17 protein-coding genes and 1 pseudogene are annotated in these 15,365 nt (G+C 56.2%); 11 read left to right on the forward strand and 7 right to left on the reverse strand.

Annotated elements, in window-relative coordinates; all coding sequences use genetic code 11:
- Positions 1-40: 40 nt before the first annotated feature.
- The gene (locus tag AC1Q6D_RS12000) at positions 41-529 is read right to left on the reverse strand and encodes a DMT family transporter (RefSeq protein ID WP_103406584.1); all 489 of its coding nucleotides are present in this window, start codon (positions 527-529) and stop codon (positions 41-43) included.
- A gap of 77 nt (positions 530-606) precedes the next feature.
- Between AC1Q6D_RS12000 and AC1Q6D_RS12005 the strand changes: the two genes are divergently transcribed.
- From AC1Q6D_RS12005 to AC1Q6D_RS12025, 5 genes are all read left to right on the forward strand, one after another.
- Positions 607-1,515 (forward strand): LysR family transcriptional regulator, encoded by a 909-nt coding sequence (locus AC1Q6D_RS12005; RefSeq protein WP_103406585.1) that lies wholly within the window; start codon positions 607-609, stop codon positions 1,513-1,515.
- Positions 1,516-1,602: 87 nt separating this feature from the next.
- Complete coding sequence (locus AC1Q6D_RS12010) at positions 1,603-2,241, forward strand: LysE family translocator (protein ID WP_103406586.1); 639 nt, start codon at positions 1,603-1,605, stop codon at positions 2,239-2,241.
- 89 nt (positions 2,242-2,330) lie between these two features.
- On the forward strand, positions 2,331-3,671 hold the full coding sequence (locus tag AC1Q6D_RS12015; protein ID WP_103406603.1) for a sensor domain-containing protein: 1,341 nt from the start codon (positions 2,331-2,333) through the stop codon (positions 3,669-3,671).
- 117 nt (positions 3,672-3,788) lie between these two features.
- Complete coding sequence (locus AC1Q6D_RS12020) at positions 3,789-3,947, forward strand: con-10 family general stress protein (RefSeq protein ID WP_103406587.1); 159 nt, start codon at positions 3,789-3,791, stop codon at positions 3,945-3,947.
- Between the two features lie 74 nt (positions 3,948-4,021).
- Entirely contained in the window at positions 4,022-4,525 is a 504-nt protein-coding gene (locus tag AC1Q6D_RS12025; RefSeq protein ID WP_103406588.1) for a DUF4142 domain-containing protein, read from the forward strand.
- Positions 4,526-4,556: 31 nt separating this feature from the next.
- Here the strand turns inward: AC1Q6D_RS12025 and AC1Q6D_RS12030 are convergent.
- A pseudogene (locus AC1Q6D_RS12030) lies at positions 4,557-4,643 on the reverse strand (low affinity iron permease family protein); the annotation flags it as partial.
- A 181-nt stretch (positions 4,644-4,824) separates the two neighbouring features.
- Here AC1Q6D_RS12030 and tam point away from each other — a divergent pair.
- On the forward strand, positions 4,825-5,595 hold the full coding sequence (tam, locus tag AC1Q6D_RS12035; protein WP_103406589.1) for a trans-aconitate 2-methyltransferase: 771 nt from the start codon (positions 4,825-4,827) through the stop codon (positions 5,593-5,595).
- A 441-nt stretch (positions 5,596-6,036) separates the two neighbouring features.
- Here the strand turns inward: tam and AC1Q6D_RS12040 are convergent, their stop codons facing one another.
- Both AC1Q6D_RS12040 and csiR read right to left on the reverse strand, forming a co-directional pair.
- A complete protein-coding gene (locus AC1Q6D_RS12040) occupies positions 6,037-6,528 on the reverse strand; it encodes a GNAT family N-acetyltransferase (RefSeq protein WP_103406590.1) in 492 nt (163 codons plus the stop codon).
- A gap of 83 nt (positions 6,529-6,611) precedes the next feature.
- Positions 6,612-7,310, reverse strand: a complete 699-nt coding sequence (csiR, locus tag AC1Q6D_RS12045) for a DNA-binding transcriptional regulator CsiR (protein ID WP_103406591.1) — start codon at positions 7,308-7,310, stop codon at positions 6,612-6,614.
- A 190-nt stretch (positions 7,311-7,500) separates the two neighbouring features.
- Between csiR and glaH the strand changes: the two genes are divergently transcribed.
- Entirely contained in the window at positions 7,501-8,487 is a 987-nt protein-coding gene (gene glaH, locus AC1Q6D_RS12050) for a glutarate dioxygenase GlaH (protein WP_103406592.1), read from the forward strand.
- A 65-nt stretch (positions 8,488-8,552) separates the two neighbouring features.
- Positions 8,553-9,803 carry an L-2-hydroxyglutarate oxidase gene (gene lhgO, locus AC1Q6D_RS12055; RefSeq protein ID WP_103406593.1) on the forward strand — a complete coding sequence of 417 codons (1,251 nt, stop codon included), beginning with the start codon at positions 8,553-8,555 and terminating at the stop codon, positions 9,801-9,803.
- Between the two features lie 66 nt (positions 9,804-9,869).
- Here lhgO and AC1Q6D_RS12060 read toward each other — a convergent pair whose 3' ends face one another.
- Positions 9,870-10,025, reverse strand: a complete 156-nt coding sequence (locus AC1Q6D_RS12060) for a hypothetical protein (protein ID WP_158249417.1) — start codon at positions 10,023-10,025, stop codon at positions 9,870-9,872.
- Between the two features lie 343 nt (positions 10,026-10,368).
- Between AC1Q6D_RS12060 and AC1Q6D_RS12065 the strand changes: the two genes are divergently transcribed.
- The 3 genes from AC1Q6D_RS12065 (at position 10,369) to AC1Q6D_RS12075 (ending at position 13,477) form a co-directional block, all read left to right on the forward strand.
- Positions 10,369-11,883 (forward strand): APC family permease, encoded by a 1,515-nt coding sequence (locus AC1Q6D_RS12065; protein WP_103406604.1) that lies wholly within the window; start codon positions 10,369-10,371, stop codon positions 11,881-11,883.
- A gap of 153 nt (positions 11,884-12,036) precedes the next feature.
- A complete protein-coding gene (locus AC1Q6D_RS12070) occupies positions 12,037-13,035 on the forward strand; it encodes a methyl-accepting chemotaxis protein (RefSeq protein ID WP_103406594.1) in 999 nt (332 codons plus the stop codon).
- 37 nt (positions 13,036-13,072) lie between these two features.
- On the forward strand, positions 13,073-13,477 hold the full coding sequence (locus AC1Q6D_RS12075) for a GFA family protein (RefSeq protein WP_103406595.1): 405 nt from the start codon (positions 13,073-13,075) through the stop codon (positions 13,475-13,477).
- Positions 13,478-13,553: 76 nt separating this feature from the next.
- Here AC1Q6D_RS12075 and AC1Q6D_RS12080 read toward each other — a convergent pair whose 3' ends face one another.
- Entirely contained in the window at positions 13,554-14,312 is a 759-nt protein-coding gene (locus AC1Q6D_RS12080; protein ID WP_244159914.1) for a cache domain-containing protein, read from the reverse strand.
- A 119-nt stretch (positions 14,313-14,431) separates the two neighbouring features.
- Positions 14,432-15,178, reverse strand: a complete 747-nt coding sequence (locus AC1Q6D_RS12085; protein WP_103406605.1) for a FadR/GntR family transcriptional regulator — start codon at positions 15,176-15,178, stop codon at positions 14,432-14,434.
- Positions 15,179-15,365: the final 187 nt, after the last annotated feature.

The raw sequence follows: 15,365 nt of genomic DNA on the forward strand, positions 1-15,365 counted from the left end.
CCGCCAATACTTCTCGTCAGCATGACCTTGTGGCGATCCCTTAACCCACCGCCGCCAGTGCTTTGTCATGTGTTCCACCAAACTGAATCAACACCACACCGCCAATCAATAGCAAGGCGCCCAATACCCTTGGCAAGCTCACCTGCCGCTGCACCAACCCAAACCACCCGAAGTGATCCAGCACCAATGACGCGACCACTTGCCCGGCCAGCGCCAACGCCATGAACCCCGAGGCGCCGAGTTTGGGCAGTAGCACCAGGGCCAGGGAAATGAAGCAGACCCCGAACGCACCGCCGGCCCACATCCAAAGGGGCGCCTTGCTGATGAACGCCACTGATGGAAACGGCACGCGCATCGCCAGCATGATCGGCAACAGCACGAGGATACTCACCAGCAACGAGGCCAAGGTGGCCCATAACGGATGTCCCAGGCCCCGTCCAAGGTTCGCGTTGATCGCACTCTGAAAAGGCACCACCGCCCCGGCAATCACGGCCAGCAATAACAGGCCGATCCCATGCAACGTACTCATGATCATTCTCCAGCAGGTTTTGCTGGACTCTAGAGTATTCGTCACGCAGATTTAAATTCCGTTTTGCTATCCAGAGCATGCATCGAATGAATGATCTGCGCCGCATCGATCTCAATTTGCTGGTGATTCTTGACGCCTTGCTCAGCGAGCAACACGTCACCCGGGCGGCTGCACGTCTGCACCTGAGTCAGCCGGCCGTCAGCCATGCCCTGGCGCGTTTGCGCGATCTGCTGGGCGATCCGTTGTTGGTGCGGGCAGGTGCCGGCCTGGTGCCGACCTCGCGGGCGATGGAGCTTATGGCGCCGTTGACCGAAGCCCTGGCCCAGGTGCAATCGCTGCTGGCGCCCAATGCCTTTGATCCGGCGACCACCCGGCGCACCTTTCGCCTGGCCATGTCCGATTACGGTGCCGCCATCGTCCTGCCTGGCTTGATCCGCACGTTGCGAAGTGAAGCTCCGGGCATCGATCTGCAAATCAGTCACGCCAGCCGCGAAGGCATGCTCGACGGGATACTCAACGGTGACATCGACATCGCCGTCGGTGTGTTTCCGGAGATGCCCAACGAGCTACGCAGCACCCCGCTGTTCGAAGAGCACTACGCCTGCCTGGTGGATCGCGACAGTTTGCCGGCCGACGCAACCCTCGACCTGCCGGCCTACCTGGCGCGCCCCCACGTTTTGCTGGAAATGCGCGGCAGTGGCACGCCGGAAATCGAGCGCGCCCTGACCGCGCTGCATGAACGGCGGCGCGTGGCGGTCAGCCTGCCGCACTGGAATGTCGCCCCGCAGTTGATCAGTGGCACGGATTTGATTTTGACCGTTGCCTCCCGCGGCTTGCGCGACCTCGACGAGGCGTCGCTGATCGTCGTGCCTGCGCCGTTTCATATTCCGTCGTTTACCTTTGTGTTGGCGTGGCACCAGCGGCGGGGCGGGGATCAGGCGTTGAACTGGTTGAATCAACGAATCGCAGAGGGGATAAAACGCTGATGAAGTTCTTCGACGATCAGTCAATCAATGCCCAATGAGCTGATATAGACTGGCGCCCACTCACCAAACAGTTCAAAAGGACTTCCCATGACCCCGTCGCTGTTAATGGCTGTTCTTGCCTCGGGTTTTATTTACGGGATTACGCCAGGCCCCGGCGTGCTGGCCGTATTCGGCATTGGCGCGGCCCATGGGCGACGGGCCGGGGCGGGGTTCCTCTGCGGGCATTTGCTGGGGGACGTGGTCTGGTGCGGCACTGCGCTGGTGGCGATTGTCGGGGCGCGGGAGATCGGCAGCACGGCGTTCGATGTGCTGGGCGTGCTCAGCGGGCTCTATCTGTTCTGGCTCGGCTGGCGTGCGGTGCGGGCGCGTCGCAGCAGTGCCCAGGCGCCGCAAGGGCCGGCGCGGCAGCCGTTCTGGCATGGCATCCTGTTTGGCCTGACCAATCCGAAGGCTTACCCGGTGGCCGTGGCCACGTTTACCGCCTTGTTGTCGAGCCGAGCAGAATTACTGACCTGGTCGATGTTGCCGTGGCTGATCCTGCTGAGTTTCGTGGGCGGTCTTATCGCCTACGCTATTCTCATTGGCGTCGTCGGTGCGCAGCGGGTGCGTACCTTGTATCAGCGCCATGAACTGGCCATCACCCGGCTTTGCGGGTTAATGTTCATCGGTTTCGCCATCAACGCCCTGGTGCATGCCGTACCGGGCCTGGTGACGAACAAGGCTTGAAGCCGGGTACAGGGAAGCCTCGGTGACACAGGTTCTAACGGTCAGGGATGTTTTTTATTACCGCATTGTCCGGACATGCATTCAGCGCCATGACCACCAGAAATTCCGCGCCGCTGGCGAGCTACATCGACCTCTTGCTGGACGCCGTTTGCGCGGTCGACAAACAAGGTCGCTTCGTTTTTGTCAGTGCCGCCTGCGAGCGCATTTTCGGCTACAGCCCTGAAGAGTTGATCGGTCGACCGATGATCGAGCTGGTGCACCCGGCCGATCGTCAGCGCACCCTCGATGCCGCCCGGGAGATCATGGGCGGTGAGCCCCGGCTCAATTTCGAAAACCGCTACCTGCGCAAGGATGGCCGGGTGGCGCACATCCTCTGGTCGGCACGCTGGTCGGAGGTCGATCAATTGCGCATCGCCGTGGCGCGTGACATCACCGAGCGCAAGCAAGCCGAGTCCCGGCAAGCAGCGCTGTATGCGATTTCCGAGGCGGCGCATGCAGCGGAAGATCTATTGGCGCTGTTCAAGCGTATTCATCTGATCATTGGCGAATGGCTGCCAGCGCTGAATTTTTCCGTGGCGTTGTATGACGATCACGGTGCCGAGCTGAGTTTCCCCTATCACGTTGATGCCCACGAACCCGAGCAGCCTTGCACGATGACCGGCCGCCTGTGTGCCGAGGTGGTCCGCAGCGGCCAGCCGATCCTGCTGACCCCGGATCAGGAGGATCGACCTGCGGGGTTCGAGAGGCAAGAGAGCGCGCAGAACACGCCGTGCTGGCTCGGCGTGCCGCTGAACTCGCAAAACGGCACCATTGGCGCGCTGATCGTCAAAAGCATGCCGGGCAGTGAGCGCTACACCGAGCAGGATAAAGAGTTGTTGCAGTACGTCTGCGCGCAGGTCGCGACTGCGATCGAGCGCAAGCAATTGCACGCGCGCCTGGAGCGCATGGCCCAGTACGACCAACTGACGCAACTGCCTAACCGCGAATTGTTGCGCGACCGGCTCAAGGCTGCATTGGAAGCGGCGCGTGACGACTGCGGACGCTTGGCTTTGCTGTATGTCGATCTTGACCGCTTCAAGGAGGTCAACGACACCCACGGGCATGCGGTTGGCGACATGTTGCTGCAAACCGTGGCCAATCGGCTCAAGGGCTGCGTGCGTGAAACCGATACGGTGGCGCGTATTGGCGGCGATGAGTTTGTGGTGTTGTTACACAGTATTCACGCTTCGGGAGATGCCGACGGCGTGGCCGTGAAAATCCGTCAGGTGCTGGCCCAACCCCTGCGCCTGGACGGCCACAGCCTCAACATTCAGCCAAGCATCGGCGTCGCCCAGTACCCCGAGCATGGCACTGAAGAAAAACAGCTGTTCAGGCACGCCGATGAGGCGATGTACACCGCCAAGCGCGAGCATCACCTGCGGCTCGTCTGAATCGCGCTCACCGTTCGTCGTGGCATCGCCGTTTTTTTCTAAACCTTTTGCATCGCGCCCATTCAGATTCTATGCGGGCGCCAGCTCGCCGCGATCATCACCAAGAGGTAGAGAATCATGCCTAATTCAAGAAACTCGAACTCGGGAAATTTCGCCAACGATCGAACCAAGGCGTCTGAAGCCGGTCGCAAGAGTGGGAAAACCACCACCACGACTGTCGATAAAGAGCCAGCGAAACCCGACATGGGTCGCAAGCCCGGACAGAAATCCAAGTAGTGGACGAAGGTGGTTTTGATTGAGAAGCGGGGGCGAAAGCTCCCGTTTGAATGTTTACTGAGGAGGGCGCGACCATGAAGCGGATGGCCACCCAAATACGCAACACCGGTTTCGCCACGTTACTGGGCCTGTGTGCCAGCAGTGCCTTCGCCCAGTCCCCCGCCGAGTTCATCAACGATGCGTCGGCCCAGGGCATCGCCGATATCGAGACCAGTCGTCTGGCGCACCAGAAGTCGGAATCCAAAGAGGTCAAGGACTACACCATCGTCGTGATCAACGATCGCACCACCGCCAACCAACACCTGGCAAAAATCGCCAAACAGCTGGATTTGCCGGTGGCCCCGCGTGAGCAGGTGGCCGATAAGGCCAAGGCCTTGATGCCGCAAGTCTTGGACGGCGCGAACTTCGATGAGGCCTATGCGGCCAGTCAGGTGAAGTCCACCGAAGAAGCCATCGCACAGCTTCAGCAGGAAGCGCAAACCACGGATGTGCCTGAGATCAAGGCGTTCGCTGAAGAGACGTTGCCCAAGCTGCAACATCACCTGCAGATGGCCAGGGCATTGCAAGCCAGTCGTTAGATCGTTCGATCACGCGGGTGACCCAGTGCCGCCCGCTCAGTCCCCACAGGAAAATCAGAATGATCGCCCCGATGAACGTCTTGGGACTGCCGGTCCACAGGGCAAGTTTCTGGGCGATTTTTTGCGGATTTCATGGCCGTGTTCCTTATCTGAGGGCGCGTGAATTTCAGGCAGTGGGGGCGGGAAGAAAATTCGGCGGGAGTGACGGTGCGGCGCAAAAGTCTGTGTTCTGAAACCTTTGGTCTCGCCTGTCGCGGTATCGTAGCGGTCCAAGGACAACGCACCGACAGGAGAACGCAATGAGTTGGTCCGCCAAACAGTACGTCGCTTTTGAAGATGAACGCACCCGTCCCGCCCGTGACCTGCTGGCGGCCATTCCCGCCGGTGATGTGCGCTCGGCGATCGATATCGGATGTGGTCCCGGTAACTCGACCGAGTTGCTGGTGGAGCGCTTTGCCAACGCCACGGTGCGCGGGCTGGACAGTTCGACCGACATGATCGAGGCCGCCCGCAAGCGTTTGCCGCAGGTGCGGTTCGATATCGCGGACATTGATCGCTGGAACGAAACTGGCCCATTCGATGTGATTTTCGCCAATGCGGTGTTGCAGTGGCTGCCTGATCACGGCACGTTGCTGCCTTCATTGGTGAGCAAACTTGCACCGGGTGGCAGCCTGGCGATCCAGATGCCGGACAATCTCAATGAACCCTCGCATCGCTTGATGCGCGAAGTGGCGGCGAGTGGTCCCTGGGCTACCAAACTGACCGGCGCGTCCGGTCAACGCACGCAGATGGCCGATGCCAGCGGCTATTACTCAATGCTCAAACCTCACTGCGCTCGGGTCGATGTGTGGCGCACCACGTATCATCATCCACTCGCAGGCGGTGCTTCGGGCGTGGTCGAGTGGTTCAAGGGCAGTGGTTTGCGGCCGTTTCTCGATCCACTGGATGAGGCGGAACGGGCTGAATATCTGAAGCTGTATCTGACCGCCGTCGAGCAGGCTTATCCGGCGCAGGCCGATGGTTGGGTGCTGCTGCCGTTTCCGCGGTTGTTTCTGGTGGCGACGCGCTGATGCAAGAAAGGGGGTAGATGATGCATCTGCCCCCTTTTTTTGATCGCCTGGAAACATCACTGCGGTTTACTTCTCTTCGAGCGTCTGGCGCTCAAGTACTCAAAAACAAACGAAGCAAAGCCGAACAACCCGATCAATGAAATGATCATGATTCCCAACTCTGAATTTTGCATGTTGATCTCGGGGGGCGGAAGGTGAGCCCGGAGCATAAGGTATCTGCCAGTGGGTTCAACGCAGCACGATGGCTTCTTTACGGGCGTGCGCGGATCTATACGCAAACAATACGAGTGCCGGGGCCGGCAAGGGGTCAGTTCAACGCTAAACACCAACCAGCAACATCATCGGCCATTCGCGTTCTTCGGCCAGTCCGGGGGTCACACGTTCGCCTGCCATTCAGTACTGAAGCACCTGAACCCGATCATGAGCGGGCTTTCAAGGTGACTATTCTGGTCGGCCCGCTCGACTGCGGGTCATATGGATGAGCGCTGATCTGCGACCATCCAGAGACGTTCTCTCTTCGACAGCAAAGGGCAAGAAGCCGAGTTTTGGATAAAGCAACAAGCCAGCGGTATTTTCATTGAAACACGAGATCTGCACCTCTTTGGCGTCATAGCGCTCGAACGCCAGAGCCGTCATCGTCTCCACGATGAAGGTCGCCACACCTTTACCTCGTGCCTGCTGGGCAACGATGACATTGCCGATACAGCAAACCCCACCCGTCTCAGCCCGATAAAAGTTGGCAAAGCCAACGACGCTGTTCCCGGCCTCGACAATCGTCGAGTCGAATCGTTGAGTAATCGCGTTAGACAGCTGAGCTTCCGTCAGAGGGTATTGAGCTTTCGGGAACATATAAAACAGTTCCTGAGCGTTAAGGGGAAAGCTGCAGATGGTTTTGATGTCAGCCGCCGTCACTGGCCTGTATTGCAATATCATCGCGCGTCCTTGAGGTCTGTGAATTCGGCCAAGGTAGTTTGAATGCAAAAGGGGCTTGTTCAGAGGCCCCTTTCATTTGTGGACTACGTGTGTAATGCCGGCATCGAGTTTTTAATTATTTCTGAAATGATAGGAACAGGTGTCATCAGATGTTCCCTCATCAGGGCGCTCGCCTTTACCGCATCGCGAGCAAGGATTGCGTCAACGAGGGTTGCATGCTCGACCCTTTTTTGACGAAGTGCCTCTTCGGAAAAGACAGTGCTTTTGAGCCACAGGTGTCTGTACCTCTCAGCCTGGTCCAGCAGTTGCGATCTTAGTTGCAGCAGATGCTTGGATCCGCACCCGGAGGCTATCGCACTATGAAACGCCTTATGTCGAGAGTCCCATATCTCGAGCATTTGCTCCTGCGTTCTGAGCTCCATGACTTTCGATAGCGTGTGAGTTCGCGCCAGGATCGAGGCTTCCCACGAGTCATCGCCTCGTTCGATCGCGAGCGTGAGGATCATGGCTTCCAGGTTGGCGCGCGCGTCGTAGATGTCGCGCATTTCTTCCAACGACATGGGGGCTACCCGATAGCCTTTCTGGTTAATCGCAATGACCAGGTGTTCCGCGACGAGCTGAGACAAAGCCTCTCTGAGTGGGCCAACCCCAAGACCATATCGATCTTTCAGGGCGCTCATCAGCAGCTTTTGTCCAGCCGGAAATACGCCACGAATAATGTCCTTCTTGAGCCTTTCGTAACCATCGAAAGTAGATTTCTGCTTTGGCTCAAGCTCTTCCATAGCGACCACTCATCGTCAAATTTTCCTAATCATACCCACATTTCAAAAGGCTCGCCGAATGGCTACTAAATCATTTTCTATCTACGTATTTTAAAAATATAGACATTTTTATTTAGTGGCGATATTTTTTGCCCGTCGCTTCACCAGACGCCCTGGAAAGCGCCCACACTCACTACGCCAGGACACAGCAATGAACGCCTTCTCTCAGATCAACGCTCCGGTAATGCAACAGCCCACTGAGTGCGTGGGTTTCTCTCTCAAGCCTTCTGCTCAGTCCAAGCGCTTCCTGGAGCTCACATTCCCCAAGGTCACCGTCGACGCGTTTCTCTCTGCCGTGTCCCAATGGCCAGTTCAGGCACTTGAGTACAAGTCGTTTTTGCGTTTTCAGATTGGCAAAATCCTGGACGGAATTTGTGGCGAGACGCTGCGTCCGGTTTTGGTCAACACGCTGATGGATCGCGAAACGGGTGGTCTGTTGGTGAAGCCGGAAGGGCTGAACGATGTCTCCCAGGCAGAAGACATGGTCAAGTTTTCAACCGCCGTAGCGCACCTGCTGGGGCGTTCTAATTTCGATGCGATGAGCGGCCAGTTTTATGCACGCTTCGTCGTAGAGAACGTTGATAACTCGGACAGCTACCTGCGTGCGCCACATCGTGTGATGGAGCTGCACAACGACGGAACGTTCGTGAATCAGATCACTGACTACGTCCTGATGATGAAGATCGACGAGCAAAACATGGAAGGTGGCAACTCCTTGCTGTTGCACCTCGACGACTGGGCTGATCTGAATAAGTTCTACAAGCACCCATTGGCTCGCCGCTCCCTGCGCTGGACAGCTCCACCGAGCAAGAACGTCAAAGAGGACGTGTTCCATTCCATCTTTGATACGGATGGTGAGGGGCGTCCGACCATGCGCTACATCGATCAATTTGTTCAGCCTGAAAACTTCGAAGAGGGCACCTGGCTTTTCGAACTCGGTGAGTCGCTGGAAACCAGTCAGGCGAAGTTGTCTATTCCCGTTGCGGTGGGTTCGTTCGTGTTGATCAACAACTTGTTCTGGCTTCACGGACGCGACCGCTTCGCAGCGCATCCAGGCCTGCGTCGCGAACTGATGCGTCAACGCGGCTACTTCAGCTATCCGAAGGTGGGTCACCACCACGGCCAGACATCCAACTAATTGACGGAGGGGCCGCAGGCGACTGCGGCCCGTTCCCTGTCCGCCATCCTTGTGAGGTGATAGCTGTGTACGACTTTGTAATCATTGGTGGCGGCATTGTGGGAATGTCTACAGCCATGCAAATGGCATCTGAATACCCGGATGCAAAAATTCTGTTGCTGGAAAAAGAATCGGGTCCTGCCCAGCATCAGACCGGTCATAACAGTGGGGTGATCCATGCGGGTGTTTACTACACGCCTGGCAGTCTGAAAGCCAAGTTTTGCCTGGAAGGAAACCGGGCAACGAAAGCCTTCTGTGATCAGCACGGAATTCGTTATGACGCCTGCGGCAAAATGCTTGTGGCGACGAATGAAATTGAGAAGGAACGAATGAAAGCCCTTTGGGAGCGCACTGAGGCCAATGGCCTTGAGCGTGAATGGCTTTCAGCTGCCGAGCTTCGGGAAAGAGAACCGAATATTGTCGGGTTGGCGGGAATCTTCGTCCCTTCCAGTGGCATCGTGAGTTACGCCGAAGTCACTCGACAGATGGCTGCAGAGTTTACGAAAGCGGGCGGCGTCATTCGCTACAACTCTGAAGTGACCGCTCTCGATGAGCGAGCGGACGAGGTCGTGGTCACGACGTCGACAGGCATTTACCAGGCCCGTTTTCTGATTTCATGCTCAGGCCTGATGGCTGATCGGGTCGTCAGGATGCTGGGGCTCGAACCCGAGTTCCAGATTTGTCCTTTCAGGGGCGAATACTACCTGTTGCCCAAGCAACACAATCAGATCGTCAATCACTTGATCTACCCCATCCCTGATCCGTCGATGCCATTTTTGGGTGTGCATCTGACTCGTATGATTGACGGCACTGTCACCGTAGGGCCGAACGCTGTATTGGCGCTCAAGCGTGAGGGGTACAAGAAAACTGATTTCTCCCTGGGGGATATGTTTGAAATCTTCACCTCGCTCGGAGTCTTGAAGGTTTTGAAGGCAAACTTCAAACCTGGCCTGATAGAGATGAGGAATTCTCTGTTCAAGAGCGGCTATCTCAAGCAAGTGCAGAAATACTGTCCGTCGATCAATAAAGAGGATCTGACACCGTACCCCGCCGGGGTTCGTGCCCAGGCTGTTTCGAACAGCGGTAAGCTGATTGATGACTTCTTGTTCGTCAATACGAAGAGGAGCGTGAATGTGTGTAACGCACCTTCCCCAGCCGCCACCTCGGCCATTCCTATCGGCGCCTACATCGTAAGCAAGGTCAGAGAGCAAATCGGTGAGCGGGCGTTCTTCGCCGCTCCGAAGGTCGGTCCAGCGGATGCCAGGGCGTTCGTATAAATAATAAAGCCGCTAGCGATAGCGGCTTTTTTTGAGCCAGGAAAGGGCTTGGGCAAGCTCGGATCCTCAACGAGCCAGACTCAGGCAGGCAAAAACCTGAACGAACAATGCGGCGAGCAGTGGCCAAGCGTTTCGTTGATCTGTTTTGGATTCACTGATCAGCTCCTCCGCCTCTGGGGCCGGCATCACTCCGATCTCGAATGCACCGATTATTTCACGCATGAGAAGCCTCCTGATGGGTCAAGGCCGGCTGCATGCCTGGCGCTGCATCATATAAAATTCTAATCCATATGTATTGTCAACGATATCTGCCGTTTTTTTGATCATGTCTGGCCGATTTTTTCGTGTTTTGGTTGTTGGTTTGGTGCCTGTATCAGGTTTTTGACCAGCCTTTACGGGGATTTTTACCAATAGCTCAGAGGTAAAACATTTTCCTTTGACTTCAAATGTATTTGGCGGTATTTCTAGGCCTGCGATGAGCGTTCGCGTTTACAAGAGCAAAAAAATGCTAGATGGCCCCCCCTTCTACGTCGCTGCCGAGAACACAAAAATACGAGGTTGCACCATGACGAATCATCCCGTGAATTCCCCGGTTGACGCTGACGCCGAGCGTCTTGCATCCCTGGGATACCAGTCCGAATTCAAACGCGATATGAGCCTTTGGGCGAACTTTGCGTTGGGCTTCACTTATCTCTCGCCGGTCGTCGGCATTTACACCCTGTTCGCCTCATCTCTGATGCTGGGCGGCCCTCCGATGATTTGGGCATTGCTCATCGCCGGTGTTGGCCAACTTCTGGTGGCGCTCGTGTTTGGTGAGATCGTCTCCCAATTCCCGCTCGCAGGAGGTGTATACCCCTGGGCGCGTCGCCTTTGGGGTCGCAAGTGGGCATGGATGACAGGGTGGGTTTACGTGATGGCGATGTTCTCGACCATTGCAGGGGTGGCATATGGCGCAGCGCCATACACCGCTTCAGTTGTCGGGTTCGAGCCTACGGTGGGTGCAAACGTAATCTGTGCATTGGTGATCCTGGCCATTGCGACAGCCATCAACATGATGGGCACCAAGGTCTTGGCGCAGGCAGCGCTGATCGGGTTCTTCGCCGAAATAATGGGGGCGTTGGTGGTAGGCGTGTACCTGCTGGTGTTTGAGCGTCACCACGATATGAGCATTTTCTTCAATACGTTCGGTTCGGAGAGTACCGGCTCATACACCGCAGCATTCCTGGCCGCTAGCCTTATCGGTGTCTTCCAGTACTACGGATTCGAGGCCTGTGGCGATGTCGCCGAGGAAGTCCCGGAGCCCGGTCTGCGTATCCCCAAATCGATGCGTCGCACGATTTACATTGGCGGTGTTGCAGCCACCTTCGTCTGCTTTGCCCTGATTATGTCGGTGGTCGATATTGGCGCGGTTATCAATGGCACTCTTGCTGATCCAGTGTCCGCCATTCTGGCCAATGCGTTTGGCCCGGTGGGATCCACTGCAGTGCTGTGCGTCGTGCTGATCTCCTTCCTCTCTTGCGTGATGAGCCTGCAAGCTGCGGCCAGTCGACTGATCTATGCGTACGCTCGCGACAAGATGATTTTTGCCAGCGGCCTGCTTTCCAGGTTTTCTCATGAGCGTCATGTCCCGCCTTATGCCTTGTTGTTGTCGGCGCTTTTGCCTGGTGTGATTGTCGTCGGCTCGATGATTTCTGCTGATGCGCTGTTGAAGATTATTTCCTTCTCGGCGGTAGGCATCTATATCGCGTTCCAGATGGTTGTTCTTGCTGCTCTGCGAGCTCGCTTGAAAGGCTGGAAACCAAGCGGCGAGTACCAGCTTGGATCGCTTGGTTTGATCACCAACGTTGGCGCGCTCGTCTATGGGGTTGCGGCTATGGTGAACATCGGCTGGCCACGCACACCCAATGCACTTTGGTATGACAACTGGATTGTTGTGTTGTCTTCCTTCGCTGTCATCGCGGTCGGCTTCCTCTACATGTGGATTGCCCGCCCTCATTTACGCAGCGCAGCCATTTACGGAGACGCAATTCCATCGAGGGGGGGCGTTGTAACCGGCTCGGTTCGAAGAACCACCGCATAGTTTCCGACGTAATCAAAACGCTCTTTAAGAAGGGCGTTTTTTTTGTTTCTGAGGGCATTCCAATTGTTGGCTGTCTCTAGCGTGCCGATGTCAGCTTGAAGGTCGGAAGCACCAGAAAACTATGGCTGAGTTGCGCAGCAAAGGAGCAACGTGATGTGGTTCAAAGGTTTATTGAGTGCAGAGTTTAATGAGGTGGATCGCGCCCTGCATGCACTGCTGGGGCAAGAGCCTCTGACCCCGGACAGTTTGCAGTTGTTGAAAAATGGTCATGCTACGACGCATTCAAATGTGTTCGCTCTGGCCGAGCGGATAAAAGCGTTGGAGGACCAGGTTGAGAGCCTGAAGCAGGCGCAAGAGAACGGGGCGCAAAACGCAACCGCCAGCGCGGATAAAATCAGCGCACTGACAAGTGAGGTCGCATACCTGAATCAATGTTCCGCTGAGAAAAACTTGGCCTTCGAGTCGATCAATAAGGAGTTGACTGCACTGAGTGGGGAAGCGCAAGTGTGGGAGCTTGTCAAACAGACCCTCACGGAAGGCTGTTGGGATCTCAAGATCGTTGACGGAGACCTGGAGCATCCCTCCAATGAGCTTCGTTGGTCTCGTCAGTTCAAGGAACTGGTTGGCTATTCTGATTCGGAGTTTCTCGATGGCTGGGAAACGTATAACCAGATCGTTGATCCCGACGATCTCCCCAGGATGCTGAAGATTATCGAAGAATACGTACGGGCTCCGCAAAGCGCCGACCATTACGTCGTTGAGTATCAAATGAGGCATAAGCAGCGGGGTATGGTTTGGTATCGAGAGCGGGGGCGGGCCATGACGGGGGCTGACGGCAAGGTCTGCAGGCTGATTGGCGCCGTTCGAGACATTTCTTCCGAGCGGCATGCCATCGAGTTACGTCAGCGGGAGCAGGCGGCCATGCAGGCAACCTATGCTCAAATTTCCACTGCTCTTGGAGTGATAAAGGCCATTGCAGATCAAACAACCATGCTCGCGCTTAATGCCGCGATTGAAGCGGCGAGGGCAGGGGATTCGGGGCGTGGGTTTTCTGTTGTGGCTGATGAAGTAAAAAAGCTCGCTTCAAGAACGCAGGAGGCCACTCAGCAGATCCACTCAATGCTGTCGAACGTTTCAGTGAGTGGTGAGTGAGCCTGTATAAGCAGGTCGCTTGCGCCGGTGTTTCGCGATGATAAAACGTATTGGTAAAACCATCATCCAGCCGACCCATACCGCATCCTGCCATTGCGGCGCGGTGGTGTTTGAGCTGGATCTTCCTGATGGGGTGGTCGACCCCAAGCGATGCAACTGTTCGCTCTGCAGGCGCAAAGGCGCAGTGATGGGGACTGTAGCGCTATCCGGCATACGCATCACCCAGGGTGCGGATGTTCTGACGGCCTATCGTTTCCATACGGGCGTTGCGTGCCATTACTTCTGTTCTCGATGCGGTATCTACACGCATAACGTGAGGCGCTCCGATCCGACCCAATGCGGCTACAACATAGGTTGTCTGGATGGCGTGGATCCGGCGGCGCTGGAGCATGTCTCGATGAGCAATGGGGCCAACCATGCGCTTGATCGAGGCACTGAATGATTTGGAAGAGGTGGGGCGAAAAGGGTTTCGTGCTGCGTAGAGAGGCTTGAGCCTCTCTACGGCGAAATGTGTCGGCTTATGCCGCGCCTCGGTGTTTTCGCTTGCAGGGGCGCTGCACCAGCGACCAGTGCGCAGCGGCTTCGCCGAGTTCGATAACCCGACAACCTGTTTCCTGGCGATTCATTGCGTGATGAGCCATATCTCCGACCGTCCAATTGGCCGTGTTGGCAGCAATGACGCGACCTTCCTCGGATACGATCAGGGCTTCGTTTTCCATTTTGATCAGGCTGGAAAGCAGGATTCGTTCGAACTTATGCAAGGCGATGTCCGCACCGGCGATACCCACGAAACGACCATCAACGTGGATAGGCAGGGAGAAGGTCAATATGTACGTATCGGCCCCGTAAAGATCGACGTAAGGGCCTATGACAACATTGCTTCCTGTATTTTTCGGGCGAGCAAACCACTGCATGCTCTGGTAGTTGTAGAAGCTTTCGCTGCGGCGATTGAAGTTGAGGGTCATGGGTACGACCTTGCCCGCAGCCCCCATTCTCCACCACTCAAGGTACATCTCGCAGTCTTCCAGCTCTCCCGGCTCAAGCACAACGCCAGTGCCGTGAATGCATGATTTGGAGCCCTGGAGCTGTGCATCGATTTTTGGTTTAAGCACGGCCAGGTCTTTGGATGAGGGCTTCTTGCCCAGCGCAGCCTCACGTCTCCAAATCTCCACGACTTCGTTTGCCAGGATCGTCAACTGGTCGAAAACGTTACCGATCGAAGCATTGATGCTAGCGGCGCAGTCGTCTGCGTCGGTGCGAAAAAGTGGTACTGGCATGATGTTGGGCCCCTGTTGCATTCTCGTAACGCAGTTTCAGCTTGATGCCGTGAGTAGCTTCCACCCACTTCGCATCAAAAAGCCGCTTACGGGAGAAGGAGCAAGGCGCATGCCATTTTCTAGGCTATCTCGGATAAAAGATCTAATCTCAGATCTATGAGCCTTTTGATGCCGCGCGTGACATGCGCTTCTGCCAATGCACCTGCAAGATTGGGATCATTTGCCATGATCGCATCGGCAATCGCTCGGTGTTCTGATTGGGCCGCTTCGGGCGTTATGGAGCCTTCTCCGGGGATCCACATCAACTCGCCGATTTCTGCCTGAAGGCTCATTTCTGCGTGGGTCAGTCTTACTGACTGCGCGGCAACGGCAATCTCTATATGGAATCGCGCGTCGGCACGGCGCCGTTCTGTTCGGGTTGTCGCATCGCCTAGCGCATCAATGTAGTGCTGTAACTTGGCATGATGCTCCGATGAGGAGCGCTTGGCGGCGAGTCGAGCCGCGGCCCCCGAGATGGCAACATGTTCGTCGCAGAGATCGCGTAGTTCCAGCGCGCTCATATCGGCAAGGCGAGTACGCAAATGAACTTCCGGGAGTTCAATGGCGGGGCATACGAAGCTTCCGCCGTTACGGCCTCTCTTTGTCTCGATGACACGGCGTTCGCGAAGGTAGGCCAAGGCTTCACGCAGTGTTACGGTCGCTACCCCGAACTGCATGGCCAGTTCGTTTTCGCTTGGCAATTGCTCGCCTTCGGCGAAAAGCCCCAGGTCGATCACTTCAATTAATCTGCGAACGACTTCTTCTGTCCGGCCTTCTTGTCGCAACCTCATGAACGAGGCTGTTCTTGCACTGGAGTTGTTGTTCATCATCCATCGGCAGTGAATGTTGCTCGGGCGAGCTCAATTGATCTGCCAATCCTCCCAAATGGTTGTGTCTCATGGCCTCAATTTACCAGACTCAGCCGGCACTTCGCGCTAAAACCTCTCAAATTAAATTTTAAAAAAAAGGCCGCCCCCTCGACAGGTGCGGCCAAAAACTCGGGTGATAACGCCG

The organism is Pseudomonas sp. MT92 (assembly GCF_058792515.1).

Bases quoted from the DNA above. Each gene is read 5' to 3' on its own strand.
- AC1Q6D_RS12005 (WP_103406585.1), top strand. From the start codon at position 607: ATGCATCGAATGAATGATCTGCGCCGCATCGATCTCAATTTGCTGGTG.
- AC1Q6D_RS12065 (WP_103406604.1), top strand. From the start codon at position 10,369: ATGACGAATCATCCCGTGAATTCCCCGGTTGACGCTGACGCCGAGCGT.
- AC1Q6D_RS12015 (WP_103406603.1), top strand. From the start codon at position 2,331: ATGACCACCAGAAATTCCGCGCCGCTGGCGAGCTACATCGACCTCTTG.
- AC1Q6D_RS12085 (WP_103406605.1), bottom strand. From the start codon at position 15,178: ATGAACAACAACTCCAGTGCAAGAACAGCCTCGTTCATGAGGTTGCGA.
- AC1Q6D_RS12070 (WP_103406594.1), top strand. From the start codon at position 12,037: ATGTGGTTCAAAGGTTTATTGAGTGCAGAGTTTAATGAGGTGGATCGC.
- AC1Q6D_RS12000 (WP_103406584.1), bottom strand. From the start codon at position 529: ATGAGTACGTTGCATGGGATCGGCCTGTTATTGCTGGCCGTGATTGCC.
- glaH (WP_103406592.1), top strand. From the start codon at position 7,501: ATGAACGCCTTCTCTCAGATCAACGCTCCGGTAATGCAACAGCCCACT.
- csiR (WP_103406591.1), bottom strand. From the start codon at position 7,310: ATGGAAGAGCTTGAGCCAAAGCAGAAATCTACTTTCGATGGTTACGAA.
- AC1Q6D_RS12025 (WP_103406588.1), top strand. From the start codon at position 4,022: ATGAAGCGGATGGCCACCCAAATACGCAACACCGGTTTCGCCACGTTA.
- AC1Q6D_RS12040 (WP_103406590.1), bottom strand. From the start codon at position 6,528: ATGATATTGCAATACAGGCCAGTGACGGCGGCTGACATCAAAACCATC.
- tam (WP_103406589.1), top strand. From the start codon at position 4,825: ATGAGTTGGTCCGCCAAACAGTACGTCGCTTTTGAAGATGAACGCACC.
- AC1Q6D_RS12020 (WP_103406587.1), top strand. From the start codon at position 3,789: ATGCCTAATTCAAGAAACTCGAACTCGGGAAATTTCGCCAACGATCGA.
- AC1Q6D_RS12010 (WP_103406586.1), top strand. From the start codon at position 1,603: ATGACCCCGTCGCTGTTAATGGCTGTTCTTGCCTCGGGTTTTATTTAC.
- AC1Q6D_RS12080 (WP_244159914.1), bottom strand. From the start codon at position 14,312: ATGCCAGTACCACTTTTTCGCACCGACGCAGACGACTGCGCCGCTAGC.
- AC1Q6D_RS12075 (WP_103406595.1), top strand. From the start codon at position 13,073: ATGATAAAACGTATTGGTAAAACCATCATCCAGCCGACCCATACCGCA.
- AC1Q6D_RS12060 (WP_158249417.1), bottom strand. From the start codon at position 10,025: ATGCGTGAAATAATCGGTGCATTCGAGATCGGAGTGATGCCGGCCCCA.